Source organism: Mesorhizobium zhangyense (assembly GCF_011045115.1).
In the GTDB taxonomy this organism is placed as follows: domain Bacteria; phylum Pseudomonadota; class Alphaproteobacteria; order Rhizobiales; family Rhizobiaceae; genus Mesorhizobium_M; species Mesorhizobium_M zhangyense.
In genome coordinates, this window is sequence record NZ_JAAKZG010000014.1 from 49,033 (window position 1) to 74,005 (window position 24,973).

The window sequence follows — 24,973 nt, forward strand, 5'->3', positions numbered from 1 at the left end:
GATGAAAGCCAGTTTTGTCTCCTCGTCATCCATCAACCAGGCCATGCGTTATTCCATGATGAAGACGCAGGCCGCGCTCATAACCGCGCAGAAGGAGCAGGCAACCGGTTTCGTTGCCGACAAGGGCCTGGCGCTCGGTGCAAGCACGTCCCAATCGGTTACCTTCAACCGGGAACTCGAGCGCATGAAAGGCATCACCGCCTCCAATGCCCTGGCCACCGCGCGCCTGACTGCGACCCAGAATGCACTCGACCAGGTCTCGAAGGCCGCGCAGTCCTTGCTGTCGATCCTGCACACCGCAACGTCGGGCGACTCCACCGCGAGCATCACCAAGGCTACCGCCGTGGACACCTTGAAAACCATGACCTCGGTCCTGAACAGCGGTTTGAACGGCGAGTACATATTCGCCGGCGTAAACACCGACGCGAAGCCGATCAACGATTACACCGCACCTGGATCGCCCGCCAAGGCCGCCTATGACGCGGCTTACGCGCAGTATCTGGCCGATACCGGGGCCAACACTGCCGACCCGTTTCCGACCGCCGCCGACATGGACTCTTTCATAAACACCTATGTCGAGCCGCAATTCACGGGCGCAGGCTGGGACAACTGGTCGAATGCCTCTGACCAGAGCATCGGCAGCCGCATTTCGCTGAATGAGACGACCGAGACATCGGCGAGCGCCAACAATGACGGCTTTCGCAAGCTGGCCATGGCCACAACGATGATCACCGAACTTCTGTCAGGCGAGCTTCCGGCCGACGCCCGCAAGGCATTGGTCGACCGCGCCTGGGTATTGGTGTCCGACAGCATCGGCGATATCGTTGATCTGCAGTCCAAGATGGGCATCGCCGAGAAGCGTGTCACCGATGCCACCGACCGTCTGAACACGCAGGCCGGACTGATCGAAAAGCATATCCTGGCGACCGAAGGCGTTGACCCTCTCGAGGCAAGCACCAGGGTCTCCGACCTTATTTCGCATTATGATACGTCTTTGGCGATCACGGCACGCATTCAGCAACTCAGCTTCCTGAAATTCATGAGCTAACCGGCGGGCATCAAATGTATCAATTTTCATACGCCGACGTTCAGACCGACTCCGTGGCAGACGCCAAGGATCGCGAGAAACAGCTTCTGAACCGTTCGATCGATCTGCTTGCAACCGCAAGCAAAGTCGGTGTCGGCTCGCTGGAGGCGGTACAGGCGCTGCACTTCACCAATCGGCTCTGGACCACTTTCATCGAGGACCTCGGCAGCCCCGACAACGCCCTGCCCAAGGAACTGCGCGCCAACCTGATTTCGATCGGGCTGTGGCTTCTGCGCGAAGCCGAGGAGGTGCGTCAGGGCCGCTCCGACAATTTCGAAGGCCTGATCGAGGTTTCGCAGATAATCCGCGACGGCATTCAATGAAAAGCACGCTGAAGATCTCGTTGAAGCCGAACGAGAAGATCTACATCAACGGCGCCGTCATCAAGGTCGACCGCAAGGTTTCGCTGGAACTCCTCAACGACGTTCAATTCCTGCTTGAGAGCCACGTCCTTCAGCCCGATGACGCCTCGACGCCGCTTCGCCAGCTCTATTTCATGATCCAGATCATGCTGATGGAGCCCACTGGCGGGCCGCAGGCCCGCGAAATGTTCCGCCAGTCCCTGCCGCTGCTTCTGGCAAGCTTCGAGGACGAAGAGATACGCGCCACCCTCAAGCAGATCGACCGCATGGTCAGCGAAGACCGCGTCTACGAGGCGCTCAAGGCGCTCCGCGGCCTATACCGTCTCGAAGAGCGAGCCCTTGCCCTGGAAGCTCCGGCAGCATCCGCGCCTCGCCCCATCGCCGTAGGAGAACGATACTGATGAGCATGGTAATCGCACCCACCACGTCGACGACCAACACATCCTCGACCGAGAAGACCCCGCAGACCACCGTCGACTATCAATCCTTCCTTCGCCTGCTGGTCGCGCAGATGAAGAACCAGGACCCGACCAACCCGATGGATTCGACGCAATACGTCGCCCAGCTCGCGCAGTTCTCGCAGGTCGAGCAGTCGGTCCAGATCAACAGCAAGCTCGACGCGCTGCTGTCATCCTCGACGCTGTCGCAGGCCGACGCCCTGATCGGGCGCAACATCACTTCGGCTGACGGTACGCTTTCGGGCAAGGTCGCCTCGGTGAAGCTCTATTCGGACGGCATCGTTGCCGTGCTGGAAAGCGGCAAGGAGATCGTCGTCGGTCCCGGCGTCGTTATCAAGCCGAGCGAAGCGTGAACGAAGCCGACGCCCTCGACATCGTCCAGTTCGCCATCTGGACGGTCCTGACCGCCGCTGGTCCGGCGGTAGCCGTGGCAATGCTGGTCGGCGTCGCCATCGCACTGGTTCAGGCGCTGACGCAGATCCAGGAAATCACGCTCACCTTCGTCCCCAAGATCATCGCCATCATGCTCGTCGTTGCCTTCACCGGCCCGTTCATGGGCGCACAGATTTCATCTTTCACCAACGTCATCTTCGAGCGCATCGAAACCGGGTTCTAGACCCCTTGAAGACCGTTTGATAATTCGCCTGCCGAGGCATATGGCGTGGTTTTCGGGGTCGCCACAGGCGACGAGCGGATCGTACATAAGGTAAGTGAGCGCCGGAAGCGCAGAAAACTGCGTCAGATGACCGGCAGGGTAGAGTTTCCAAACGGTCTCTTAGCCTTGCCCGCCGTTCGTAAGCCATCAACCTTTCGCTTACCTTGCGGTATGGCGATGCTTGCCGACCGCCTCCAGACGTGCTTGCCTTTGGTTGCTTTCACTCTGAGGGATACAACCATGCGGTTTATGCTTACTGGCGTCTCCATACTGTCGTTTGCCGCCAACGCGGCACTGGCTGATCCAGCTTCGGACTTCAAAAAGGCCGACCAGGCGTTGAACCAGACCTTCAAGCAAATTCAGAAGCGGATTGCGGACGATGCCGATGGCAAGGCGCGGCTCGTCACGGCGCAGAGAGCGTGGATCGCGTTCCGCAACGCCGAATGCACTTTCCAATCCAGCGGCGATGACGGCGGCTCTGCGGCGCCGATGGTTGCCGCTGCATGTCAGGCTGAACTGACTAAGAATCGCACCAAACAGTTGAAAGCCTATCTGAATTGCCAGGAGGGCGACCTCGCTTGCCCGGTGCCGGCAGAATAGCCGGAAGGAACAAGATACCAACATTCAAGATGGGATACGTGCTGATCGCGCTTGCGCCGCTGGCAGTTCCCTCCTCCCATGTTCGCGCAAGCTTGGCCGTTTAGGGTCATGCTGTAATCGGCCATTGCCAACTTCGGCACCGGTCGGGAGCAGCATGGAGACAAGATGGCCATCGCAGAAACAATGCCGTCGGGCAGCCCCGCGAAAAGCGCGCGCGACATCTTTTTCGCGCTCGGCATCGTCGTCATCCTGGCCGTGCTTTTCCTGCCCATTCCGGCCTTCCTCATCGATATCGGCCTGGCCTTCTCCATCGCTCTTTCGGTGCTGATCCTGATGGTGGCGCTGTGGATACAGCGGCCGCTCGATTTCTCATCCTTCCCGACCATTCTGCTGATCGCGACGATGCTGCGCCTGTCGCTCAACATCGCCACCACGCGCATGATCCTGTCGGAAGGCAACATCGGCACCCATGCCGCCGGCTATGTCATCAGCGGCTTTTCGCAACTCGTCATGAGCGGCGATTTCGTCATCGGCCTGATCGTCTTCCTGATCCTGGTCATCGTCAATTTCATCGTCATCACCAAGGGTGCCACCCGTATCGCCGAAGTCGGCGCGCGCTTTACCCTCGACGCCATTCCCGGCAAGCAGATGTCGATCGACGCCGACCTTTCCGCCGGTGTCATCGACGACAAGACGGCGCAGCTTCGCCGCCGCGAACTGGAAGAGGAAAGCTCTTTCTTCGGCTCCATGGACGGTGCTTCGAAATTCGTCCGTGGCGATGCCATCGCCGGCCTCATCATCACGGCCATCAACATCGTCGGCGGCATCGCCATCGGCTATTTCCGCCATGACATGGGCATGGCCGAAGCCTCCGACGTCTTCATCAAGCTTTCGGTCGGCGACGGTCTCGTCACCCAGATCCCGGCGCTGATCGTCTCGCTGGCCGCCGGCCTTCTCGTCTCCAAGGGTGGCACGCGCGGTTCCGCCAACCAGGCAATCTTCGGCCAGCTCGGCGCCCACCCGCGCGCGCTGTTTGTCGCGGCCGTCCTGCTCATCGTGCTCGGCCTCATGCCCGGCCTTCCGATGTTTCCTTTTTTCGCGCTTGCCGCCGCCATGGGCGCGATCGGCTACATCATTCCCAAGCGCGAGCAGCAACGCGTCGATGAAGCCCATGCCGTGCAGAAGCAGGCGCAGGTGACCAAGGACGAAGAGGAAAAGAACTCGATCAAGGCATCGCTCAAGACCGCCGAAATCGAACTGCTCATCGGCAAGCAGCTGTCCACCAAGCTTCTCATCTCGCATCAGGAACTGGCCTTCCGCATGGGCAAGATGCGCAAGAAATTCGCCCAGCAATACGGCTTCGTCGTTCCTGAGGTGCGCCTCACCGACGACCTCTCCATCCCGAGCAAGAGCTACCAGATCAAGGTCCATGGCACGGTGGTTGCCGAATACCAGATGCGCGTCGGCGAGATCATGGTGCTTCTCGGCACCCGCGAGCTCCCCGACATTCCGGGCGAGGAAGTGCGCGAGCCGGCCTTCGGCATGCGCGCTTATTCCGTACCGGAAATGTTTGCCGAGGATCTGAAGCGTGAGCAGTTCACCTCCGCTGACAACATGTCGGTGCTGCTGACCCATCTCAGCGAAGTCATCCGCAACAACCTGCCGCAGCTCCTGTCCTACAAGGATATGAAGGCGCTTCTCGAACGGCAGGACCAGGAATACCGCAAGCTCGCCGACGAGATCTGCACCTCGCACATCTCCTATCCGGGTCTGCAGGCGGTGCTGAAGCTGCTGCTGGCCGAGCGCGTGTCGATCCGCAACCTGCATCTCATCATCGAAGCGATTGCCGAAATCGCGCCGCATGTGCGCCGCACCGAGCAGATCGTCGAGCATGTCCGCATCCGCATGGCACAGCAGATTTGCGGCGATCTGTCCGAGAGTGGCGTGCTGAAGGTCTTGCGGCTCGGCAACCGCTGGGATCTCGCCTTCCACCAGAGCCTCAAGCGCGACGCCAAGGGCGAAGTGCGCGAATTCGACATCGATCCGCGCCAGCTCGAGGAGTTCGGCCAGGACGCATCGAAGGCCATACGCGGCTATCTCGAGGCCGGCGAACGCTTCGTCCTCGTCACCTCGCCCGATGCCCGCCCCTATGTCCGCATGATCATCGAACGGCTGTTCACCACCTTGCCCGTTCTTTCCCATGTCGAGATCGCCAAGGGCGTCGAAATCCGGGTGCTCGGAACCATATCGTGACGGTCACTGCCGAAAGCGTGGTGCTTGCGGCATTCATCGCGTTCTGCCGCATCGGCGGCTGCTTCATGATCATGCCCGGCCTGTCCAGCGCGCGCGTGCCGCTGCAGATAAGGCTGTTCGTGGCAGTCGCGGCCACCGGCGCTATTCTTGTCAATCTCTGGGACCAGATCGTCCCCTTCATGGACCGCCGCCCGCAATTTCTGGTGCCGATGATCGCATCGGAACTTCTGATCGGCGGGCTGATCGGCGTTATGGCCCGGCTCTACATGATGGCGCTGAGCTTCATCGGCACGGCCGTGGCCATGCTGATCGGCTATGGCGGCATGTCCGGCATGGCCATCGAAGAGAACGAAGCCCAGCCCGCACTGGCTTCGATCATCACCTTTTCGGCGCTGCTGCTGCTGTTCGTCTTCGACTTCCATCACGAGATTATCAAGGCGCTGGTCACCTCCTACCGCGTCGCGCCGCTCGACGTCTTCTTCAACCCGCAGGCAGCACTGGTCGACGTCACCGACACGCTGTCGGAAAGCTTCCTGCTGGTGCTGAGGCTTGGCAGCCCGTTCATCGCCTATGCCATCCTGGTCAACCTCACCATCGGCTTCGTCAACAAGCTGACGCCACAGATTCCGGTCTATTTCATCTCGCTGCCCTTCGTCATCGCAGGCGGGCTCATCATCTTCTATTTCTCCATCGGCACGCTGCTCAGCCTGTTCGCCGACGGCTTCCTCGCCACCACCATCGGGAGATGATGCTTTGAGCGCGCGCAAGGAACGGCTTCGGAAGCTGGTGAAGGTGCAGGAGCAGTTGAAGGCGCTGCATGAAACCCGTCATGCCGGCTTCGTGTCGGAAGCGGTGGCCGCGCAGAACGAGGCCGCCGAGCTGGTCGAGCGCTTCGATTCCGAAGGTTCGATGTCGTCGATGTTCCCCGAAATCTACCACCAGCGCATTGGCAAGGCGCTGGCCCGTCAGGAGGAGAACACGCAGCTGGCCAGGAACGAAGCCGACAAGGTCGCAACCGCCACCGCCCGCACCAACATGGTCGAGCGCGCCTACCGTGACGTGCGCCGCCAGGTCGACCGCCACATCGCCGACCGCGAACGGCTGGACCTCATCGAGCGCAACGCCACCTCCGACGACAAGTAAGGTTGCCACAAGCTTGCTCGTCCATGATCGGCATCTCAAAAGTCGGATAAGGGACAGTTTTTCTTGGCGATTTCCCCACCCAGCGACATCGTTCTGGACGTTGCCCGCGCGGTCGAGCCTTCCAATCTGGAAACGGCCCGCGCCGAACTGGCCAAACGTGGAAATGCCGTGGGTGGCAGTGCCGTCGCGTCGTTCTCGCTCGGCGAGACCGGTGTTTCCGCCGGCTTCAAGACCGGCACCGAGCAAGCCAAGTCGCCCGACTCCTTCAAGCGCTTCGAGGCGATGGTGCTGCAGACCTTCATCCAGAACATGCTGCCGAAGGACGCCGAAAACGTCTACGGCAAGGGCATTGCCGGCGACATGTGGAAGTCGATGATGGCCGGCAAGATCGCCGACGTCATGGCCGAACGCGGCGGCATCGGCATCGCCGACCGCGTGCTCGGCGACCACTATGTCGACGGCAAGAACAAGGTTGCCGTCGGACCCGTCTCGGGCGGGCCTGAGAAAGCCGAGAGCGACAAGCAGTCCATGCTCTCGACCGCCCTCGTCCAGGAACTTCAGCGCAAAATGGCAAAAAGCCTGTCGGAAGATCAGGCAGCCATTTCGGCAAAGACAAAAATCTAATCTCTAGGGATCCGAACATGAGCGAACAGAAGCCGACCGTCCAGAATCTGCCGGCCCGCAGCACGCGGGCCGAACCGGCCGCGCGGACGGGCAATCTGTCGGCGATCATCGGGCGCATCGTGGAAGCCGTCGAGGAGGAAACCGCCGCTATCCGTGCCGGCGGCAGCTTCGACATCAAGTCCTCCAACGTCCGCAAGAGCCGCTACCTCTACGAACTCACCCGCGCCACCAGGGGCGTCGGCGAGCCCGAGCTTCTCGCCGAGCATCGCGACGGCATCACGCTGCTGCGCGACAAGCTGGCGACCAACGCCGCCGTGATCCAGGCGCATATGGGCGCTGTGAGCGAGATCGCAACGCTCATGCAGAACGTGATCCAGCGCGCCGAGACCGACGGCACCTATTCCGAAGGCGAATTCGGGTGGGCCGCCCGTTGATCAAGTTCATTGTCGCCGCCGTCTGGATCTGCCTCGCCACGCTCGGCGCGGTTTTCTATTCGTTCCAGACGTCGAGCGCCAAGTCCGACGCATCAGCCACGCCTGCCCTTCTCGGCGGCCTGGACTACCTCAGGACGGAAGTCATCTCGGTCCCGGTGTTCAGCAAGGCCACGATCGACGGCTATTTCCTGACCCGCCTCGTCTACACCGTTGACCCGGCACAGATGAAAAAGCTGTCCGTGCCGGCGCAATCGCTGATCATCGACGAAGTCTACACCTACCTCTACGCCAATCCGCAGATCGATTTCTCCAAGCGCGAGAACTTCAATCTCGACACTTTCCGGGGCGGTATCCGCGACAGCGTCAACAAGCGTGTCGGCGAGAAGCTCATCAGTGAGGTCATCGTCGAGCAGATCGACTTCCTGTCCCGGGAAGAAACCCGCGACAAGTCGCTGCGCCGCCGCGAGGTCACCCGGCCCGAGGCCACCCCGGCAGCCGCGCATTAAGGCCAGGCGCTATTTAGCGAGCGGCAACCAATTCACTCCATTGACGTTTACGTCAACGAGACGCTATACGATTTCCAACACTTGAAGATCATTCCGGGCAAGTCCCGGCATGTTTGAACCGTGCGATCTGCGCACGACATCACGAGACAAGGGAGCATTGCCATGAGCGTAGAAGCTGTTGTTGAAAAAATCCGGTCCAAGGTGGAAAGCTCCGGCTTCGACCGCTCGGTAAAGTTCGATACGGGCGGCGACGGCGTCATCGTCATCGACGGTGCAAGCATCTCGACCACCGACGCCCCTGCCGACTGCACCATCAAGCTCAGCCTCGACGACCTCGAGTCGCTGGTTGCCGGCGAATTGAACCCGACGATGGCGTTCATGAGCGGCAAGATCAAGGTCGAGGGCGACATGACGGTTGCCATGGCGCTCAGCCAGGTCATCTGACCGGACGACCAATCAACAAAAAGCCCGGCGCTGCAAAGCTGCCGGGCTTTTTCGTTTATGGCCGTGTTTTAGGGTGTGTGGAGATTCAGCTCAGGACGAGTTTGCAGGCCCGTCATGGCGTGAATATCAACATATCCTAGGCCGCGAGCGACAATCGCTCGATCTTCCTCTGCTTGCGACCGGCAGCTTTCAGCACGCCAGCCACGCCATCCAACGCGCCCTCGGCAAGCTCCAGCGCCAGGAAGCGATGCTGCTCATAGGGGCCGGGCATCGCAAGCGAACCGGTCTTCTCTGCCGAGAAGCCGAAGCGCGCATAATAAGGCGCATCGCCAACAAGCAGGATGGCGCGGTGGCCAAGCCGCCGTGCTTCAGCAATCGCTTGGCGCATCAGCGCCGAACCGACGCCGCCATTCTTGATCGAAGGGTCGACCGCCAGCGGGCCAAGCAGCAGCGCGCGCGTGTGAGCATCACCCATGGCCACGTCCCACAGCCGCACCGTTCCGATGACCATGCCCTCTGCGTCACGCGCGACGAACGCCAGGCCTTCGGATGGCCGCCGGCCACGCCGCAGCTTTTCCGAAGACTTCTTCTTGCGCCTCGGTCCCATGGCGCGGTCGAGCAGCGCTTCGCGCGCCGCCACGTCGGCCACGGTTTCGGCGATGATTACAAATGCCGGCGCTTTGCCGGTGATTTCAGAGACTTCCATATCCGCGATCCTTCACAAGCGGAGATTGTTCCACGAGCAAACCCGTCGCCGGCTAAAAATCCGCCGGCGAAAGGGGTGACCTGAGGGGCTGTTAAGCCCGTCAGATCACGTAGGATCGGAGAGGCTCGAAGCCGTTGAAGGCGACCGCCGAGTAGGTGGTCGTGTAAGCGCCGGTGCCTTCGATCAGCACTTCGTCGCCGATGGTCAGCGACAGCGGCAGCGGATACGGCGCCTTCTCGTACATCACGTCGGCCGAATCGCAGGTCGGGCCGGCGAGCACGCAAGGTGCAACCGCATCGCCGTCACGCGGCGTGACGATCGGGTAGCGGATCGCCTCGTCCATCGTCTCGGCGAGACCGCCGAACTTGCCGATGTCGAGGAACACCCAGCGCACATTGTCGTTGTCGGCCTTCTTCGAGATCAGCACGACTTCCGACTTGATGACGCCGGCATTGCCGACCATGCCGCGGCCCGGCTCGATGATCGTCTCCGGGATGCGGTTGCCGAAATGCTTGCGCAGCGCCGAGAAGATCGCCTCGCCATAAGCGCGTGCGGTCGGCACGTCCTTCAGGTAACGGGTCGGGAAACCGCCGCCCATATTGACCATCTTCAGCGTGATGCCTTCGCGCGCCAGCGCCTCGAACACGGCCTTGGCATCGGCGAGCGCGCGGTCCCAGGCGGCAAGGTCGGTCTGCTGCGAGCCGACGTGGAACGACACGCCATAGGCGTCGAGGCCGAGCGCCTTGGCATGGCGCAACACATCGACAGCCATTGCCGGCACGCAGCCGAATTTGCGCGACAGCGGCCACTCAGCACCCTCGCCGTCGGTCAGCACGCGGCAGAACACGCGGGCGCCGGGAGCGGCGCGGGCGATCTTCTCGACCTCTTCGACGCAATCGACGGCGAACAGGCGAATGCCGAGCTCATAGGCGCGCGCAACGTCGCGCTCCTTCTTGATGGTGTTGCCGAAGGAGATGCGCTCAGCCGGGGCGCCGGCATCCATCGCCATCTCGACCTCGGCGACCGAGGCGGTGTCGAACGACGAGCCCATCGAAGCCAGCAGGCGCAGGATTTCAGGCGCAGGATTGGCCTTCACCGCGTAATAGATCTTGGAATCCGGCAGCGCCTTTTCGAAGGCATGGAAATTTTCGCGCACGACATCGAGGTCCAGAACGAGGCACGGGCCTTCGGGACGTCGGGTGGCGAGGAAGTCGATGATGCGCTGCGTGGCCATGGGTCTCTCCAATGCGAATGCGCGGCTTTCAGGCGCGCGAAATCAAGCTGCGGCGCGGCCGACATCGGCCACGGAATCCGCGGTGGACAAAGGCGCGATCACATTTTCATGGAACCAGCCGGTGGAGACCCCGGAACCATGAGCGTGCGTCACGCGGCGGTGAACCTAGCCTTGCCCGGCTTCGGTTCGCTTTGTCTGCCTTGGCTTGGATTGGGAGACCCGTTCCGCACTGCCGGCAATGAGGGTGTGCCTCTTCAGTAACCCCGGTTTTTGGACAACCGGCAGAACACCAGAAAGGCCCGCACCGTCGTTGCTTCAAGGTGTCCTCGATTTTGCGGTTGGCCGCTAAACCGACTGGAGGGGTTAGCTCCAGTTACCTTACCGATTTCCCTCACCATTCGAGGATCGGCGGACACCCACAGGCACGTGCGACTTTGGGCAAGCGCGATATAGGAGTCGCGTCTGTCACAATCAACAAAAATCGTATCGCAGCTTGTAAATTTTCAGTTGTCGAACAAGGCTGGCCAAATCGTTGTGAATCATTGAACAATGCAGGCCATGCGCTATCCTCTCAACGCCTTCCTTGATGTCCCGCAAGTGCCTGTTTCCAATGGCGAAACCGGACCTTTGGCTGGCCTCGGCCTTGCCGTGAAGGATATATTCGACGTTGCGGGCTATCGCACCGGCTGCGGCAACCCACAGAAATTCACGGAGACCGCACCGGCCACGAAAACAGCGCCGGCCGTGCAATTGATTCTCGATGCCGGCGCGCATTTCCTCGGCAAGACGCAGACCGACGAATTCGCCTTTTCGCTGATGGGCCAGAATTCGCATTTTCCCGAACCGGTGAACTCCGCCGCCCCCGACCGCGTCACCGGCGGCTCGTCTTCCGGCTCTGTCGCGGCCGTCGCAGGCAGGCTCGCCGACATCGCCACGGGTTCCGATACCGGCGGCTCGATCCGCGCACCGGCGAGCTTCTGCGGACTGGTCGGCCTGCGCACCTCCCATGGTCGCATCTCGCTCGAAGGCACGATGCCACTCGCCCCATCGCTCGACACCTTCGGCTGGTTCGCGAAAGATATAGAGACATACGAAAAGGTGGCGGAGCTGGTGCTCAGCGCGCCACCCTCCCCCTTGCGGGGAGGGTCGGACGGCGAAGCCGGACGGGGTGAGGGTGCCTCAACCGCCGCAACGTCTCATCATAAGGCACGGACAAAACTTCTGCGCCTTGCTGCCCTCGACGAACTCGTCCTCGGCGATACCGAAGCAACCGAATATCGCCGGATGCTCTCCATCGTCACCACCGTCCTCGGCGAAGCGAAACCGGCAAAGCCCCTCACCCACTCGACCGACGAGTTCTACTGGGCGTTCCGCAAAGTCCAGGCGCACGAGGCATGGGCCAATCACGGCGAGTGGATTTCGTCGCATGCCGGCAGCCTCGGCAAAGGCGTCGAGGACCGCTTCCGCTTCGGCATGACGATTGACGATCAGGCCTTGGCGGAAGCAAATGCCACCCGCACCGCCTTTCGCGGCGAACTGCGCGACCTGCTCGGCGATGACGGCATACTCGTCCTGCCGACCGTTCCGGGTGCTGCACCGCTGAAAGCCGATACGCCCGAAAACCTCCTCGCCTATCGCGAACGCGCCTTGCGCTTGCTGTGTCTCTCCGGCCTGTCCGGCTTTCCGCAGATCACGCTGCCGCTCGGCACCGTAAATGGCGCGCCCTTCGGAGTGTCGCTGCTCGGCCCGTCCAACAGCGACCTGCACTTGATTTCGCTGGGCAAGAGCATCCTCGAATCGAACAACAAAGGCTGAAGCCATGGACACGCTGACACGCATGCGCGCCTTCATCGACGTGGTTGAGGCCGAGGGCTTTTCGGCCGCCGCCCGCAAGATCGGCCGCTCCAAAGCACTGCTTTCCAAATATGTCCGCGAGCTGGAAGACGAGCTCGGCGCGCTGCTGCTCAACCGCACGACGCGGCAGTTCTCGCTGACCGAGGCCGGCCACACCTATTATCGCCGCGCCTCCGAAATCGTCCGCGAGGTCGACAGCCTTGCCGACGCGGTGCGCGAATCCTCCGGCGACGTGCGCGGACGCATAAAACTGTCCGCGCCGCGCACTTTCGCCGATGCGCCGATCGGCCAGTCGCTCATCGACTTCGCCAAGGCGCACCCCGAAATCGTGCTGGAAATCCATCTCGATGACCGCTTCGTCGATCTGGTCGAAGAAGGCTTCGACCTCGCCATCCGCATCTCGCGGCTGGAAAACTCGTCGCTCATCGCGCGGCGTCTGTCGCCCTTTTCGGTGCGGCTTTGCGGCTCGCCCGAACTCATTGAACAGCACGGCAAGCCGACCCGGCCGCAGGACCTCGCCCGCCTGCCCTGCATCATCGACACCAATGGCCGCTGGCTCTCCAACTGGCCCTTTCTGGGCGACAATGGCGAGACGGTCACCGTGTCGGTGACTGGCCCGATGGAGGTCAACAGCCCGCTCGCCGCCCGCGCTGCGGCTCTTTCCGGCCTCGGCTTTTCCATCCTGCCCGATTTCATCGCCGCGCCCGACATTGAGGCTGGACGGCTGGTGCCGATCCTCGACGATCGCATCCTGACCGGCGGCGGCATTTTCGCGGTCTACCCGCACCGCCGCTACCTGCCGGCAAAGGTGCGCGTCTTCGTCGATTTCCTCGTACAGTGGTTCAAACCACGCGATCACGCTTGATTGCCTGTCGCAAAACGGTCCCAATTTCGCCGGGTTTCTGGTAACTCTCCCTATCCTTACTCCCAGACTGGAATGCGACTGCAAATGAAGCTGAAAATGCGAACGGCGATTCTGGCTTCAGCCACTACGGCCCTTCTGGTCTCGACCGTTCCGGCCAGCGTCCATCCCCATGTCTTTGCCGAAGCGCGGCTCGATGTCGTGCTCAACCCCGACCACACGGTAAAGTCGCTGCGGCATCTGTGGCGCTTCGACGACCTGTTTTCGTCTACCGTGCTGATGGAGTTCGACAAGAACTCCGACCTGAAGCTCGACGATAGCGAGCTCAAGGAAGTCGCCAACACCATCTTCACCTCGCTTGGCGAGTACGGCTATTTCCAGATCGTCACCGCCAACGGCAAGGACGTGAAGATGAAGCCGCCGGCCCATCTCATGGCCAATTACGAGAACGACCAGCTCATTGTGCTGTTCGAATCCGAACCGGAGAAACCGCTGAAGCTGTCGGGCAAGATCGATTTCGGCGTCTATGACCCGACCTTCTACACGGCGATCGACTTCACCGAGGACGACAACATGTCTGTGGCGAACTTGCCGCCCATGTGCACGAAGCAGGTCATCCGCCCCGATCCCGACACGGCCATCGCCCAGAACCAGTCGACGCTCACCGACGCCTTCTTCAACGACCCGACCGGCACCGACATGAGCAAGATTTTCGCGACCCGCCTCGAACTGAACTGCACAGCCAAAGGATAGACCCCGTGAAGAAGACGACCATCCGCGTGGTGTTTGCTACCCTGGCGATAGCCTATGTGCTCACCCATTTCGCCGGCCTCGCCCACGCGCAAAGCTCGCTCGGCATCGGCACCAACGAGGCGATGATCCCCTCGACCGGCCTGTTCGCTGGCTGGATGAACTGGATCAACGCGCAGCAGCAGGCCTTCTACCGCTCACTGACCGGCGCGATGAAGGCGATGCGCGACAACAATGGCCAGATGTGGGTCCTGGTCGGCCTGTCCTTCACCTACGGCATTTTCCACGCCGCTGGCCCCGGCCACGGCAAGGCGGTTATTTCGTCTTATATGCTCGCCAACGAAGTGACGTTACGGCGCGGCATCATGCTGTCCTTCATCTCCGCCTTCCTTCAGGCGCTGACCGCGATCGTCATGATGGCGCTGCTGTTCCTCGTGCTTCGCGGCACCTCGATTTCGATGACCAAGGCGACCTGGTTCCTCGAAGTCTCGAGCTACGCGCTGATCACGCTGTTCGGCGCATGGCTGCTCTGGCGCAAGGCCGGCCCGCTCGTACGCGGCTGGTTCGGCGCCAATCCTGCCTACAGCCTGTCAGCGGCACATGCGCACGCTCATTCCCACGCCGGCCAGGATCACGACCATCATGACCACGCCTGTGATCATCCCTCGCATGCGCATGACCACCACGATCACGGCCACTCGCATGCGCATAGCCATGCACATGCGCACAGCCACGCCACGCTGCACGGTCATTCTTCCCATGCCCACAGTCATGCAGCCGGTCAGGTTTGCGAGAGCTGCGGCCATTCCCATGCGCCGGACCCGGCGATGATTTCGGGCGACCATTTCGACTGGAAGACGGCATGGTCGGCGGTAACTGCCGTCGGCCTGCGGCCCTGCTCAGGCGCGCTGATCGTGCTGACCTTCGCCTTCCTCAACGGCATCTGGGCCGGCGGCATCCTGTCTGTCTTCGCCATGGCGCTCGGCACGGCAATCACCGTTTCGGCGCTTGCCACACTGGCGGTCACCGCCAAGAACTGGGCGGTGGCGGCAGCCGGCGACGGCCGCCTTGGCAACCGCATCCACACCACCATCGAAATCGGCGGCGCCGGGCTGGTGTTCGTGCTCGGCCTGCTGTTGTTGACGGCGAGTTTGACGGTGTAAGCACTTTTACGTTTCGGACCTCTTCACCGCTTCTCCCCCTCTCCGTCGCGCTTCGCGCGCCACCTCTCCCCCATTTCATGGGGGCGAGGAACCCAAGTCCTGAAGCGCTGTGGCCTCGCAGAACCCAGGTTCCTCGCCCCCCCGCAAAGCGGGGGAGAGGTGGCGCGCGAAGCGCGACGGAGAGGGGGACAACGCCGATCGAAAGCTGCACTGGCCGAAGCCTCCCGCTAAGCAGGCTTCCGAAACTCAATCGGCGATAGGAAATCGCCTCCTCCACCACACCCCCATCCCAAAGCACAAAAAAATTCCGCCCTGGACGCGATACACGCCAGGGCGGAATTCTTCGGATCTTGGGGGGAAAGATCCGACAGGGATTACTGGACGGCTGGGGTTTCCGTCTTCGGAGCCGCCTTCTTGGCGTGCTTCTTATGCTTCTTGTGCGAAACCTTCTTGTGATGAACCGGCTTCTTCAGCGTGGCTTTCTTCACCAGCGGCGTGGTGGCGGTCGTCGAAGGCTGGGCCATCGTGGCGCCGGCAGCATTGGCGGTCGAAGCGGTCAGAACCGGAGCCGAGAAGGTGAGAGCAACGGCCATGCCGACGGCGGAAAGGAGGGTCTTGTTGATGGTCATGATACGTTTCCTTTTTTCACAAGGGCCTGGGTGGAGTTTCGCCGGTCAGGGATCGACCGGTTGCACTCCCAGCATCTTCAGTGCGGTGGCGTAGGCGCGGATACCCTGAGCCTGCTCTTTGCCGGCACAGAACTTCGTCGCTTTTTTCTGAAGAGCTTTCGCTTCGGTGGCCCGTTTTGCCTCAGCGTGGTTGGTTATTGCGTTAGCGTACTGCTGCTGCAGGCTGTTGCAGCGATCGGTCCGGGTTACCGGGCTTTTCGCCATTGGTTGTTCGGTGGCAGCGCCAAGCGAAAACGCGCTGAGCAGAACGATCATCGAACTGGTCACGAGCTTTCGCATTTTGATCCCTAACCGACACCTCAGACGCCCTGAGCAGCACGGTTGTTATGACGGATCGTTTTTGCCGGTATTTTTCCCGATTGCAGAGTTTTGTTTCTGGATTGTAACAGCCGAATTCCGCACGGTTTTCTGCTCGCCGCCCGCTCCCAAACCCGTCCTTATTCTGCCATGGTCGGGGCAGATGCATTCTCGCTTGAGCTTGGGAAAACAACGCCTTTGAAAACCGACGCCCATATCCTCATCGTCGACGACGACAAGGAAATCCGCGACCTGCTTCAGGAATTCTTCCAGAAGCACGGCATGCGCGTGTCGGCTGCCCGCGATGACGATGAGATGCAGGCTGAACTGCGCCGCGCGCCTGTCGATCTCATCATCCTCGACGTCATGCTGCCGGGAAAGAGTGGCCTCGACATCTGCCGGGACCTGCGCACGCATTCAAAAATCCCGATCATCATGCTGACCGCCGTCACCGAGACGATCGACCGGGTCGTCGGGCTGGAGATGGGCGCCGACGACTATGTGCCCAAACCATTTGACCCAAGGGAACTGCTCGCCCGCACGCGCGCCGTGCTGCGCCGCCCCAGCACCAATGGGGGCGGGCACAGGCCCGTTCCGCAGATCTACAAATTCGCCGGCTGGACGCTGGACTCTGCCCGCCGCCGGCTGTTGCGGCCCGACGAGGTCCGCGTCGAACTCACCACTGCCGAATTCAACCTGCTGCAGACGCTGGTGCGCAGCGGCCAGCGCGTGCTGAGCCGCGACCAGCTCGTCGAACTGTCGAACCAGAACGGCGACTATAGCTACGACCGCAGCGTCGACATTCTGGTCAGCCGCCTACGCCGCAAGATGGAGGACGATCCGCGCTCGCCCAAGCTGATCCTCACCGTGCGCGGCGGCGGCTACCAGTTCGTGCCCGAGGTCGCAGCCGAATGAAGTTGCTCCTGCCCCGATCCCTGCCCGCCTGGGTTCTGCTGATCGTCATCGCCGGTCTGCTGGCGATCCAGGTTTCTACGCTGTCCATAGTCTCGCGCGAGCGCGTCGCCTCCAACAACATTCTCGACCTGTTCCGGCTCAACGACCGCGCGCTGTCGCTGGTCAAGCTGATGTATGCAGCCTCGCCGGAGGAACGAAAACACGTGGCCGCCGGGCTTTCGGTGGCGCCTTATGTTCTTTCCATCTCCGACACCCCGGCAATCACCGCTTCGATACCGGCCGACGACGAAATGGCCGAGCTGGAGGACGTCATTGTCGGCCGGCTGACGAAATTCGGCGTCGAGGAAGCGCGCGTGCGCCGCGAAAGCGCCCAGGCGCATGAACGTCCCAAGCACAATATCACCGAGCCCGACGACAATCTCGGCGGCATCGAGCGCGAACTGCTCGATCTTTCCGCCGATTTCAACAAGACCGATACGCTGGTCGCCTCGATCGAATTCAAGGACGGCCAGTGGCTCAATTTCGTCATGCCGTCGACGCCGCTCAGCCCGATCCTGACGACGGACAGCCTGCCGCTTTACGGCTCCGTCGCAGCACTTGTGGTGTTGCTTTCGATATGGTCGCTGCGCCGCCTCACCGCGCCCTATCGCGCGCTTGAAAGTGCAGTTCGGCGCATCGGCGACGACCTGAAAAGCCCGCCGCTGGCCGAGCGCGGCAGCAGCGAATACAAATCCGCCGCCCGCGCGGTCAACACCATGCAGGCAAGGCTGCGCGAATATGTCGAGGACCGCGAACTGCTGGCAGCCGCCCTCGCCCACGATCTGCGCACACCGCTGACCCGCATCAGGCTGCGGCTCGAGCTTCTGCGCAATTCTCCGCTGCGCAAGGCGCTGATGCAGAACCTTGCCGACATCGAAGCGATCTCGTCATCGGTGCTGGATTTCGCGACCTACGAGGCCAAGGGCGAGGAGCCGGAACGCATCGACTTCTGGTCGCTGGTGGATTCGGTCGCCGACGGAAATCCGCAAGTCGTCTTCGACGGCTCGCGCAAGCATGCCCGCGGACTGATCTGCTATGGCCGAACCGTGGCGCTGCGCCGTTGCGTGACGAACCTGGTCGACAATGCCGTCAAATATGGCGGCAAGGCCCGCCTTGCGCTCTCGCACGGCGACACCGAGATTCTGCTGACCATCGATGATGACGGGCCGGGCATTCCGGAAGGTCAGATGGAGAAGATTTTCCGTCCCTTCGCCCGCGTCGAGGCCTCACGCAACCGCCAGACCGGCGGCTTCGGCCTTGGCCTGACGATCGCCCGCAACATCGCGCGGCGTTTCGGCGGCGATGTACGGCTTCACAACAGGACTGGCGGCGGCCTGCGCGCCGAACTGACGATACCGCTGGCAAAAGGCGCGCAACTGCACGCCGCCCAGTGATCGCGAAATTATCAGTCCCGCTTTCTGGCCTGACTGCGACCGCGCAGCCAGAAGACCAGGAAGAACGCGGCAACAAACAGCACGGCAACCACGCCCGCCGCTGCCGGCGACTTGTTGCCGACCGCCAGCATGATCGTGGGCAGGAAATAGCCGACAATGCCGAAGCCCAGCAGGATCACGGCTGCCGCGATCGCCGCATTACGGTTCTTCCCGTCCATCATCACCATCCAATGCGCCCTCTGCTTATGCGGCCTCGGCGCGGAAATCTTCCAGCCGCCGCTTCTGCTTGCCCTCGGCGTCGTAATTAGCCGGATCGAGCCACGCCTCATAGGCGCGTTTCAGCGCAGGCCATTCCGTGTCGATCACCGAATACCACGCCGTATCGCGGTTTTCGCCCTTTACCACCAGATGCTGGCGGAAAATCCCCTCGAACTGGAAACCGAAACGCTCGGCCGCCCGCTTCGACGGCAGGTTGGCATTGTTGCATTTCCACTCGTAGCGCCGGTAGCCCAGCGTATCGAAGGCATATTTCATGAACAGATATTGCGCCTCGGTCGCCGCCGGCTTGCGTGAGATGATCGGCCCCCAATAAATGTTGCCGATTTCGATGACGCCGTTGGCGGCGTCGATACGCATCAAGGTCTGGCGTCCGGCGATCTTGCCGCTGGCCTTGTCGATCACGGTAAAGAACAGCGGGTCCTCGCTGGCCTGCACCCTGTCCAGCCAGGGCTGGAACTCCGCGCGGGTTTGCGGCGGAAACTCCGGCAGCCAGCGAAACCGCTCGCCGGCGTCAGGCACCGACGACGCCGTAAACAGCCCATCGCCATGCCTTGCCGCGTCCAGCGGCTCCAGCCGGACGTAACGGCCCTCGATAACCTCGCGCTGCGGACGCGGTCTCGGCTGCCAGTTCTTCAGATCGACGGACATATTCGCTCCTGCGATTGACTTTGCTGGCCTCGACACTCACAAAAACGCCTGCCCGACGACAGAACCACACGGACAGGAAAAATGCTCCAAACGATTGCGGCCTTCGATCGCCTCGGCGAAGAAAATGCCTTCGCGGTTCTGGCCCGCGCCACGGCCCTTGCCCATGAAGGGCGCGACATCATCAATCTCGGCATCGGCCAGCCCGATTTCAGCACGCCACAGCACATCGTCGAAGCCGCGATCAAGGCGCTGCGCGACGGCCACCATGGCTACACGCCGGCAAACGGCCTGCTCGCCACCCGCGAAGCGGTCGCCCGGCGCACGCTGGCGCTCACCGGCATCGAGGTCTCGCCGGAAAACATCATGATCATGCCCGGCGGCAAGCCGACCATGTTCGCCGCGATCCTGATGTTCGGCGAACCGGGCGCCGAAATCCTCTATCCTGATCCCGGATTCCCGATCTACCGCTCGATGATCGAGTTCACCGGCGCAAAACCCATTCCGGTGCCGATGCGCGAGGCCAACGGCTTTGCCTTCTCGGCCGAGGAGACGCTGTCGCTGATCACGCCGAAGACACGGCTGCTGATCCTCAACTCGCCCGCCAACCCGACGGGCGGCGTCACCCCGCGCGCCGAGATCGAAAAGCTGGTCAAGGGGCTGGAGGCACACCCGCATGTCGCCATCATGTCCGACGAAATCTACGACGTCATGACCTATGACGGCGAGACGCATTGCTCGCTGCTGCAATTCCCCGAAATCCGCGACCGGCTGATCATCCTCAATGGCTGGTCCAAGACCTGGGCGATGACCGGCTGGCGCATGGGCTGGTCGATCTGGCCGAACTCGCCGGCAAGCAACCGCCTCTACGACAAGGTGCGCAAGCTGGCGGTCAATTGCTGGTCCTGCGTCAACGCCCCGAGCCAGTATGCCGGCATCGCGGCCATCGACGGCCCGCAGGACGAGGTGGACAAGATGATGCGCGCCTTCGACCGCCGCCGCAAAACCGTGGTCGAGGGGCTGAACGGCCTGCCGAATGTTTCCTGCATCACCCCCAAGGGCGCCTTCTACGCCTTCCCCAACATCGAAAAGACCGGCTGGAAGGCCAAGAAGCTCGCCTCGGCCCTGCTCGAGGAAGCCGGCGTCGCGCTCATCGGCGGACCGGATTTCGGCGTCCTCGGCGAAGGCTACATCCGCCTTTCCTACGCCAATTCGGAAGAAAACATCCTGCGCGCGCTGGAACGGATCGGGGATTTTCTGGAGCGGACGAAGGCGGGCTGACTGAGTCTTTGACCTGAGATTTTCCTTCGGGAGGGATTCTGCACCGCTGAAGCTCTTCTCCGTTCAGGCATGGATTCCCGACACTCTCTGCTTTGCTGACGCTCGCTCACGAGGTCGAGAATGACGAATGCACTTATGCCCTCCGCTCATCTTCAACGGCAGCCATTTGCAGAGGGCGTCCCAGGAAGTTCGTCATTCTCGACCTCGTGAGCGAGGAACGAGCGGAGAGTGTCGGGAATCCATGCCGGAACGCAAACGAAGTAGCCAACGGTCCAGAGACACGCGACCGACACCAGAACCCCTCAAGACGACCATCACACCTGCTTAGCCGGCAGCACCGCCGTCGCCTCGATCTCCACCTTCGCCTCGTCCTCAATCAACGCCACCACCTGCACCATGGCCATCGCCGGATAGTGCTTGCCCATGACGTCGCGATAGGCGACGCCGATCTCGCGCAGATTGGCGAGATATTCGGCCTTGTCGGTGATGTACCAGGTCATCTTGACGATATGCTCGGGCCGGCCGCCGCCTTCTTTCAGGATATCCACGATGTTGCGCAGGGTCTGCCGCGTCTGGCCGGCAAGGTCCTTGGCCTCGAACACCTGATCGCCCGTCCAGCCGATCTGTCCGCCGAGATAGACCACGCGCCCTTCCGCAACGATGCCGTTGGCATAGCCCTTGGCAGCCTTCCAGTTGGTCGGGTGAAGCACCTGATGGTTGGTAGCTTCGGTCATGGTCGTCTCCAGTCCTGTTCTTGCTATCGGCTTCTTATTGCCGCTTCTCAAACGCCGAGATAACGGTCCTGCAAATCTGCGGTCAGCTCATTCGGCCGTCCGGAAAACACCGTGCGGCCTTTTTCCAGAACGAAGCAGCGGTCGGCCACCGGCAGCAGTTCGGAAAGCGTCTTGTCGACCACCAGGATCGACTGGCCTTCCGCCTTCAGCCGGCGGATCGCGGCCCAGATATCCTGCCGGATCACCGGCGCCAGCCCTTCGGTAGCTTCGTCGAGGATCAGCAATTTCGGATTGGTCATCAGCGCGCGGCTCACCGCCAGCATCTGCTGCTCGCCGCCCGAGAGCGTGTTGGCATACTGGTCGCGCCGCTCTTCCAGGCGCGGGAAAAGCTCGTTGATACGGGCCAGCGTCCAGACGCCGGGCCTTGCCGCGGCAACCAGATTTTCGTGCACGGTGAGATTCGGGAAACAACGCCGCCCTTCCGGCACCAGCCCGACGCCGAGACGGGCAATGCGATGCGGCTGCATGCCGGCGACATCTTTCCCCGACAGCCGAATCGCGCCATTGCGCGGCCGCACGAGCCCAATCACGGAGCCAATCGTCGTCGTCTTGCCCATGCCGTTGCGGCCCATCAGCGCCACGACCTCACCCTCGGCAACCCTGAGATTGACCCCGAACAGCGCCTGCGAAGCGCCGTAAAAACTTTCCAGCCCGGATATTTCGAGAAGGCTCATGACGCTTCCCCGAGATAGGCGCGGCGCACTTCCGGGTCGTTGCGGATTTCATCGACCGTGCCGCTGGCGATGATGCGGCCATAGACGAGCACCGAAATGCGGTCGGCCAGCGCAAACACCGCGTCCATATCGTGCTCGACCAGAAGGATGGGCGCTTCGTGGCGCAATGTGTCTAGGAATGCCGTCAGCGCCTTCGAGCCCTCCGGCCCCATGCCCGCCATCGGCTCGTCGAACAGAAACGCTTTTGAGCCGAGTGCCAGCGCTATCGCGATCTCAAGCTGCCGGCGCTCGCCATGCGACAGGGCTGCAGCCGGCACCTGCGCCCGCGCGGCAAGGCCGGTGCGCTCCAGCATCGCCATCGCCGGTTCGGTCAGCGATTTGTCGGCCATCACCGGCCCGAAGAAGCGGAAGCTTGAGCCCTGCCGCGATTGCACTGCCAGCATGACATTGCGCAACGCCGAAAATTCCGGCGCCAGCGACGAAATCTGGAAGCTGCGGCCAAGTCCACGCCTTGCGCGCGCCGCCACGCCGAGCCGGCTGACATCCTCGCCCAGGAAATGCACCGAGCCGCTGTCGGGCTTGATCGAACCTGAAATCTGGTGGATCAGCGTCGTCTTGCCAGCGCCGTTCGGGCCGATCAGTGCGTGGATTTCGCCGGGGCGCAGGTCGATGCTCACCCCGTCGGTCGCCTTCAGCGCGCCAAAGGTCTTTTTCAGGTCGCGAATGGAAAGGACTGTGTCAGCCATGACGCGCCTTTCCGGCAACGAGGCCGATCAGCCCACCGCGGGCAAACAGCACGACGCCAAGCAGGATCAGCCCGAGGAAGAACTGCCAGTGTTCGGTGATTCCGCCGAGCGCGAACTCGAACAGCACGAACAGCACAGCGCCGGCAACCGGGCCGAACAGCCGTGCCGTGCCGCCAAGGATGATCAGCACGATCAACTCGCCGGACATGTGCCAGGATAGCATGGACGGGCTGACGAAGCGGTTGAGATCGGCAAACAGAGCGCCGGCCAGCCCGGTGATTGCCGCCGAAATCGCGAAAGCAACGAGCCGGATCCGGAACGGCGCGATGCCGACCGCAGCAAGGCGCTGCTCATTCTGCCGTCCGGCCTGAAGAGCCGCACCGAAACGCGAATTCTGGATCAGCCAGAACATGAGCAAGGCAACCGCCAGCACGCCGTAGCAGAGCAGGAAGAAGCTCAGCGGGTTGGCAGTGTTCACGCCGGGAAAGCCGTTGCGCGTGATGATGGAAAGCCCGTCCTCGCCGCCATAGGCCGGCCAGGAGATGGCGAAGTAGTAGATCATCTGCGCGAAAGCGAGCGTGATCATGATGAAATAGACGCCGGATGTTCTGAGGCTGATCGCGCCGATCGGAATGGCCACGAAAACACTGACCAGCATCGCCGCCAGCCAGATCACCGGCATCTGGTCGCTGCCGGAAAATTCGAAGGGCGCGGAAAACATCGGCTCCATGTTGAAGGCATGGCTGGCGAAAATGCCGGCGACATAACCGCCGATGCCGAAGAAGGCAGCATGGCCGAATGAGATCAGCCCGCCGAGGCCGAGCGCGATGTTGAGACCCACTGCCGCCAGCGCGAGGATCGCCATGCGGGTCGCCAGCGTGATGTAGAACGGCTCCTCCATCGCAATTGCGACGAAGGGCAGCGCCAGAAGGGCTGCGGCAAGAAGGATGTTGATCAGGGTTTCGCGGCTCATGGCTTGCCCGTCACGCATTGGCCGCGAACAGGCCCTTGGGCCGGAACGCCAGGATGAGCGCCATGACGATATAGATCAGCATCGAGGCGATCGCCGCACCCGCCGTCGCGCCCTGCGCCGGTCCCATGAAGGCCGCGAACAGTTTCGGCAGCAGGAAGCGCCCGAGCGTGTCGACCAGCCCGACGAGGATCGCGCCCACCAGCGCGCCCTTGATCGAACCGATGCCGCCGATGACGATGACGACGAAGGCGAGGATCAGCACCGGCTCGCCCATGCCGACCTGCACCGATTGCAACGCACCCACCAGCGCGCCGGCAAGGCCTGCAAGGGCTGCCCCGAGCGCGAAAACGACGGTGTAAAGCGTGCGGATATCGACGCCGAGCGCTGCGATCATCTCACGGTCGGATTCGCCGGCGCGGATGCGCATGCCGAGCCGCGTCTTGGAGATCAGCAGGTAAAGCCCGACTGCAACCGCGATGCCGACGCCGATGATGGTCAGCCGGTAGAGCGGATAGCGCCCGCCGCCCGGCAGTTGCACCGCGCCCGAAAGGGCGGAGGGAATGTCGAGATAAAGCGGAAACGAACCGAAGAGCCAGCGCGTGCCTTCCGAAAAGATCAGGATCAGCGCGAATGTGGCGAGCACCTGGTCGAGATGGTCGCGGTCGTAAAGCCGCCTGATGACGACAAGCTCAACCAGCGCCCCGGCCGCCGCTGCGGCAGCAAGGCTTGCGACAAGGCCGAGCCAGAACGAGCCGGTAGCCGCCGCCACTGCCGCGCAGGCAAAGGCGCCGATCATGTAGAGCGAGCCATGGGCAAGATTGATCAGCCCCATCACGCCAAAGATCAGCGTCAGCCCCGCCGCCATCAGGAAAAGCATGACGCCGAACTGCAGCCCGTTCAGTATTTGCTCGATCAGGAGCGCGGTGGACAAGGATCAGGTTCCATCAGTTCGGGTGTTGGATTGGAGGCGCAACGCTCGCGCCCCTCTCTTCGTAAGCGGCAGGCACATGAAGCACCCCCACCCCTAACCCCTCCCCACAAGGGGGAGGGGAACTTTGCTGCAAGGTCGCTCTGCGCCAATCGTCAACGCGCTGCTGGCCAAAGCGATGAAA

Annotated in this window: 31 protein-coding genes; 20 read left to right on the forward strand and 11 right to left on the reverse strand. The window is 62.1% G+C overall.

Going from position 1 to position 24,973, the window contains the following annotated elements:
- Position 1: 1 nt before the first annotated feature.
- The 13 genes from G6N74_RS24495 to G6N74_RS24555 all read left to right on the forward strand — a co-directional run bounded on the left by G6N74_RS24495 (position 2) and on the right by G6N74_RS24555 (position 8,566).
- Positions 2–1,048: a flagellar hook-associated family protein gene (locus G6N74_RS24495; protein ID WP_165120631.1), complete on the forward strand. Its 1,047-nt coding sequence runs from the start codon at positions 2–4 to the stop codon at positions 1,046–1,048.
- Positions 1,049–1,062: 14 nt separating this feature from the next.
- Positions 1,063–1,410 (forward strand): flagellar biosynthesis regulator FlaF, encoded by a 348-nt coding sequence (flaF, locus tag G6N74_RS24500; protein ID WP_165120632.1) that lies wholly within the window; start codon positions 1,063–1,065, stop codon positions 1,408–1,410.
- Positions 1,407–1,850: a flagellar biosynthesis repressor FlbT gene (gene flbT / locus G6N74_RS24505; protein ID WP_165120633.1), complete on the forward strand. Its 444-nt coding sequence runs from the start codon at positions 1,407–1,409 to the stop codon at positions 1,848–1,850. The genes flaF and flbT overlap by 4 nt, the downstream gene beginning before the upstream one ends.
- Positions 1,851–1,855: 5 nt before the next feature.
- Positions 1,856–2,260: a flagellar hook assembly protein FlgD gene (flgD, locus tag G6N74_RS24510; protein ID WP_376767748.1), complete on the forward strand. Its 405-nt coding sequence runs from the start codon at positions 1,856–1,858 to the stop codon at positions 2,258–2,260.
- The gene (fliQ, locus tag G6N74_RS24515) at positions 2,257–2,523 is read left to right on the forward strand and encodes a flagellar biosynthesis protein FliQ (protein ID WP_165120635.1); all 267 of its coding nucleotides are present in this window, start codon (positions 2,257–2,259) and stop codon (positions 2,521–2,523) included. The genes flgD and fliQ overlap by 4 nt, the downstream gene beginning before the upstream one ends.
- A 288-nt stretch (positions 2,524–2,811) precedes the next feature.
- A complete protein-coding gene (locus G6N74_RS24520) occupies positions 2,812–3,162 on the forward strand; it encodes a lysozyme inhibitor LprI family protein (protein WP_376767746.1) in 351 nt (116 codons plus the stop codon).
- 165 nt (positions 3,163–3,327) lie between these two features.
- A complete protein-coding gene (flhA, locus tag G6N74_RS24525) occupies positions 3,328–5,415 on the forward strand; it encodes a flagellar biosynthesis protein FlhA (protein ID WP_165120636.1) in 2,088 nt (695 codons plus the stop codon).
- A complete protein-coding gene (gene fliR / locus G6N74_RS24530) occupies positions 5,412–6,164 on the forward strand; it encodes a flagellar biosynthetic protein FliR (RefSeq protein WP_165120637.1) in 753 nt (250 codons plus the stop codon). Before flhA ends, fliR begins: the two co-directional genes overlap by 4 nt.
- Before the next feature lie 4 nt (positions 6,165–6,168).
- Complete coding sequence (locus tag G6N74_RS24535; RefSeq protein WP_165120638.1) at positions 6,169–6,558, forward strand: hypothetical protein; 390 nt, start codon at positions 6,169–6,171, stop codon at positions 6,556–6,558.
- A 63-nt stretch (positions 6,559–6,621) separates the two neighbouring features.
- Positions 6,622–7,182 carry a rod-binding protein gene (locus tag G6N74_RS24540; RefSeq protein WP_165120639.1) on the forward strand — a complete coding sequence of 187 codons (561 nt, stop codon included), beginning with the start codon at positions 6,622–6,624 and terminating at the stop codon, positions 7,180–7,182.
- A gap of 17 nt (positions 7,183–7,199) precedes the next feature.
- Positions 7,200–7,616 carry a hypothetical protein gene (locus G6N74_RS24545; protein WP_165120640.1) on the forward strand — a complete coding sequence of 139 codons (417 nt, stop codon included), beginning with the start codon at positions 7,200–7,202 and terminating at the stop codon, positions 7,614–7,616.
- Positions 7,613–8,122: a hypothetical protein gene (locus tag G6N74_RS24550; protein WP_165120641.1), complete on the forward strand. Its 510-nt coding sequence runs from the start codon at positions 7,613–7,615 to the stop codon at positions 8,120–8,122. Before G6N74_RS24545 ends, G6N74_RS24550 begins: the two co-directional genes overlap by 4 nt.
- 162 nt (positions 8,123–8,284) lie before the next feature.
- The gene (locus tag G6N74_RS24555) at positions 8,285–8,566 is read left to right on the forward strand and encodes an SCP2 sterol-binding domain-containing protein (protein WP_091915223.1); all 282 of its coding nucleotides are present in this window, start codon (positions 8,285–8,287) and stop codon (positions 8,564–8,566) included.
- Positions 8,567–8,702: 136 nt separating this feature from the next.
- Here the strand turns inward: G6N74_RS24555 and G6N74_RS24560 are convergent, their stop codons facing one another.
- Positions 8,703–9,272: a GNAT family N-acetyltransferase gene (locus tag G6N74_RS24560; protein ID WP_165120642.1), complete on the reverse strand. Its 570-nt coding sequence runs from the start codon at positions 9,270–9,272 to the stop codon at positions 8,703–8,705.
- A 100-nt stretch (positions 9,273–9,372) separates the two neighbouring features.
- Positions 9,373–10,506 carry an ornithine/lysine decarboxylase gene (gene odc2, locus G6N74_RS24565; RefSeq protein WP_165120643.1) on the reverse strand — a complete coding sequence of 378 codons (1,134 nt, stop codon included), beginning with the start codon at positions 10,504–10,506 and terminating at the stop codon, positions 9,373–9,375.
- 549 nt (positions 10,507–11,055) lie between these two features.
- Here odc2 and G6N74_RS24570 point away from each other — a divergent pair.
- The 4 genes from G6N74_RS24570 to G6N74_RS24585 all read left to right on the forward strand — a co-directional run bounded on the left by G6N74_RS24570 (position 11,056) and on the right by G6N74_RS24585 (position 15,135).
- On the forward strand, positions 11,056–12,321 hold the full coding sequence (locus tag G6N74_RS24570; protein ID WP_165120644.1) for an amidase family protein: 1,266 nt from the start codon (positions 11,056–11,058) through the stop codon (positions 12,319–12,321).
- A 4-nt stretch (positions 12,322–12,325) separates the two neighbouring features.
- Positions 12,326–13,225, forward strand: coding sequence for a LysR family transcriptional regulator (locus tag G6N74_RS24575; RefSeq protein WP_165120645.1), 900 nt, complete (start codon positions 12,326–12,328; stop codon positions 13,223–13,225).
- A gap of 84 nt (positions 13,226–13,309) precedes the next feature.
- The gene (locus G6N74_RS24580; protein ID WP_165120646.1) at positions 13,310–13,975 is read left to right on the forward strand and encodes a DUF1007 family protein; all 666 of its coding nucleotides are present in this window, start codon (positions 13,310–13,312) and stop codon (positions 13,973–13,975) included.
- A gap of 5 nt (positions 13,976–13,980) precedes the next feature.
- A complete protein-coding gene (locus G6N74_RS24585) occupies positions 13,981–15,135 on the forward strand; it encodes a nickel/cobalt transporter (protein ID WP_376767747.1) in 1,155 nt (384 codons plus the stop codon).
- A 374-nt stretch (positions 15,136–15,509) separates the two neighbouring features.
- On the opposite strand, the gene G6N74_RS24590 is transcribed toward G6N74_RS24585, so the two are convergent.
- A complete protein-coding gene (locus G6N74_RS24590) occupies positions 15,510–15,764 on the reverse strand; it encodes a hypothetical protein (RefSeq protein WP_205826847.1) in 255 nt (84 codons plus the stop codon).
- Positions 15,765–15,809: 45 nt separating this feature from the next.
- On the reverse strand, positions 15,810–16,103 hold the full coding sequence (locus G6N74_RS24595; RefSeq protein ID WP_165120647.1) for a hypothetical protein: 294 nt from the start codon (positions 16,101–16,103) through the stop codon (positions 15,810–15,812).
- 216 nt (positions 16,104–16,319) lie between these two features.
- Here G6N74_RS24595 and G6N74_RS24600 point away from each other — a divergent pair, with 216 nt between their 5' ends.
- Both G6N74_RS24600 and G6N74_RS24605 read left to right on the forward strand, forming a co-directional pair.
- Entirely contained in the window at positions 16,320–17,036 is a 717-nt protein-coding gene (locus tag G6N74_RS24600; protein WP_165120648.1) for a response regulator, read from the forward strand.
- Positions 17,033–18,469, forward strand: coding sequence for an ATP-binding protein (locus G6N74_RS24605; protein ID WP_165120649.1), 1,437 nt, complete (start codon positions 17,033–17,035; stop codon positions 18,467–18,469). The genes G6N74_RS24600 and G6N74_RS24605 overlap by 4 nt, the downstream gene beginning before the upstream one ends.
- An 11-nt stretch (positions 18,470–18,480) precedes the next feature.
- Here the strand turns inward: G6N74_RS24605 and G6N74_RS24610 are convergent, their stop codons facing one another.
- Positions 18,481–18,687 carry a hypothetical protein gene (locus G6N74_RS24610; protein ID WP_119821488.1) on the reverse strand — a complete coding sequence of 69 codons (207 nt, stop codon included), beginning with the start codon at positions 18,685–18,687 and terminating at the stop codon, positions 18,481–18,483.
- A 25-nt stretch (positions 18,688–18,712) separates the two neighbouring features.
- On the reverse strand, positions 18,713–19,396 hold the full coding sequence (locus G6N74_RS24615; RefSeq protein ID WP_165120650.1) for a GNAT family N-acetyltransferase: 684 nt from the start codon (positions 19,394–19,396) through the stop codon (positions 18,713–18,715).
- A gap of 81 nt (positions 19,397–19,477) precedes the next feature.
- Between G6N74_RS24615 and G6N74_RS24620 the strand changes: the two genes are divergently transcribed.
- Positions 19,478–20,674: a pyridoxal phosphate-dependent aminotransferase gene (locus tag G6N74_RS24620; RefSeq protein WP_165120651.1), complete on the forward strand. Its 1,197-nt coding sequence runs from the start codon at positions 19,478–19,480 to the stop codon at positions 20,672–20,674.
- A gap of 314 nt (positions 20,675–20,988) precedes the next feature.
- On the opposite strand, the gene G6N74_RS24625 is transcribed toward G6N74_RS24620, so the two are convergent.
- The 5 genes from G6N74_RS24625 to G6N74_RS24645 are packed head-to-tail and all read right to left on the reverse strand — an operon-like array spanning position 20,989 to position 24,792.
- A complete protein-coding gene (locus G6N74_RS24625; protein WP_165120652.1) occupies positions 20,989–21,408 on the reverse strand; it encodes a RidA family protein in 420 nt (139 codons plus the stop codon).
- A 47-nt stretch (positions 21,409–21,455) separates the two neighbouring features.
- Positions 21,456–22,142, reverse strand: coding sequence for an ABC transporter ATP-binding protein (locus tag G6N74_RS24630; protein ID WP_165120653.1), 687 nt, complete (start codon positions 22,140–22,142; stop codon positions 21,456–21,458).
- Positions 22,139–22,888: an ABC transporter ATP-binding protein gene (locus tag G6N74_RS24635; RefSeq protein WP_165120654.1), complete on the reverse strand. Its 750-nt coding sequence runs from the start codon at positions 22,886–22,888 to the stop codon at positions 22,139–22,141. Before G6N74_RS24635 ends, G6N74_RS24630 begins: the two co-directional genes overlap by 4 nt.
- Entirely contained in the window at positions 22,881–23,861 is a 981-nt protein-coding gene (locus G6N74_RS24640) for a branched-chain amino acid ABC transporter permease (RefSeq protein WP_165120655.1), read from the reverse strand. Before G6N74_RS24640 ends, G6N74_RS24635 begins: the two co-directional genes overlap by 8 nt.
- Before the next feature lie 10 nt (positions 23,862–23,871).
- Positions 23,872–24,792, reverse strand: coding sequence for a branched-chain amino acid ABC transporter permease (locus G6N74_RS24645; protein WP_165120656.1), 921 nt, complete (start codon positions 24,790–24,792; stop codon positions 23,872–23,874).
- Positions 24,793–24,973 lie beyond the last annotated feature (181 nt).

Excerpts from the sequence above, each read along its gene's own strand:
- G6N74_RS24570 (WP_165120644.1), top strand. The coding sequence starts at position 11,056 with ATGCAGGCCATGCGCTATCCTCTCAACGCCTTCCTTGATGTCCCGCAA.
- G6N74_RS24520 (WP_376767746.1), top strand. The coding sequence starts at position 2,812 with ATGCTTACTGGCGTCTCCATACTGTCGTTTGCCGCCAACGCGGCACTG.
- G6N74_RS24635 (WP_165120654.1), bottom strand. The coding sequence starts at position 22,888 with ATGGCTGACACAGTCCTTTCCATTCGCGACCTGAAAAAGACCTTTGGC.
- G6N74_RS24555 (WP_091915223.1), top strand. The coding sequence starts at position 8,285 with ATGAGCGTAGAAGCTGTTGTTGAAAAAATCCGGTCCAAGGTGGAAAGC.
- G6N74_RS24605 (WP_165120649.1), top strand. The coding sequence starts at position 17,033 with ATGAAGTTGCTCCTGCCCCGATCCCTGCCCGCCTGGGTTCTGCTGATC.
- G6N74_RS24640 (WP_165120655.1), bottom strand. The coding sequence starts at position 23,861 with ATGAGCCGCGAAACCCTGATCAACATCCTTCTTGCCGCAGCCCTTCTG.
- G6N74_RS24620 (WP_165120651.1), top strand. The coding sequence starts at position 19,478 with ATGCTCCAAACGATTGCGGCCTTCGATCGCCTCGGCGAAGAAAATGCC.
- G6N74_RS24545 (WP_165120640.1), top strand. The coding sequence starts at position 7,200 with ATGAGCGAACAGAAGCCGACCGTCCAGAATCTGCCGGCCCGCAGCACG.
- flhA (WP_165120636.1), top strand. The coding sequence starts at position 3,328 with ATGGCCATCGCAGAAACAATGCCGTCGGGCAGCCCCGCGAAAAGCGCG.
- G6N74_RS24575 (WP_165120645.1), top strand. The coding sequence starts at position 12,326 with ATGGACACGCTGACACGCATGCGCGCCTTCATCGACGTGGTTGAGGCC.
- G6N74_RS24610 (WP_119821488.1), bottom strand. The coding sequence starts at position 18,687 with ATGGACGGGAAGAACCGTAATGCGGCGATCGCGGCAGCCGTGATCCTG.
- odc2 (WP_165120643.1), bottom strand. The coding sequence starts at position 10,506 with ATGGCCACGCAGCGCATCATCGACTTCCTCGCCACCCGACGTCCCGAA.
- G6N74_RS24615 (WP_165120650.1), bottom strand. The coding sequence starts at position 19,396 with ATGTCCGTCGATCTGAAGAACTGGCAGCCGAGACCGCGTCCGCAGCGC.
- flaF (WP_165120632.1), top strand. The coding sequence starts at position 1,063 with ATGTATCAATTTTCATACGCCGACGTTCAGACCGACTCCGTGGCAGAC.
- G6N74_RS24560 (WP_165120642.1), bottom strand. The coding sequence starts at position 9,272 with ATGGAAGTCTCTGAAATCACCGGCAAAGCGCCGGCATTTGTAATCATC.
- G6N74_RS24495 (WP_165120631.1), top strand. The coding sequence starts at position 2 with ATGAAAGCCAGTTTTGTCTCCTCGTCATCCATCAACCAGGCCATGCGT.
- flbT (WP_165120633.1), top strand. The coding sequence starts at position 1,407 with ATGAAAAGCACGCTGAAGATCTCGTTGAAGCCGAACGAGAAGATCTAC.
- G6N74_RS24625 (WP_165120652.1), bottom strand. The coding sequence starts at position 21,408 with ATGACCGAAGCTACCAACCATCAGGTGCTTCACCCGACCAACTGGAAG.
- flgD (WP_376767748.1), top strand. The coding sequence starts at position 1,856 with ATGGTAATCGCACCCACCACGTCGACGACCAACACATCCTCGACCGAG.
- G6N74_RS24590 (WP_205826847.1), bottom strand. The coding sequence starts at position 15,764 with ATGACCATCAACAAGACCCTCCTTTCCGCCGTCGGCATGGCCGTTGCT.
- G6N74_RS24630 (WP_165120653.1), bottom strand. The coding sequence starts at position 22,142 with ATGAGCCTTCTCGAAATATCCGGGCTGGAAAGTTTTTACGGCGCTTCG.
- G6N74_RS24595 (WP_165120647.1), bottom strand. The coding sequence starts at position 16,103 with ATGCGAAAGCTCGTGACCAGTTCGATGATCGTTCTGCTCAGCGCGTTT.
- G6N74_RS24580 (WP_165120646.1), top strand. The coding sequence starts at position 13,310 with ATGAAGCTGAAAATGCGAACGGCGATTCTGGCTTCAGCCACTACGGCC.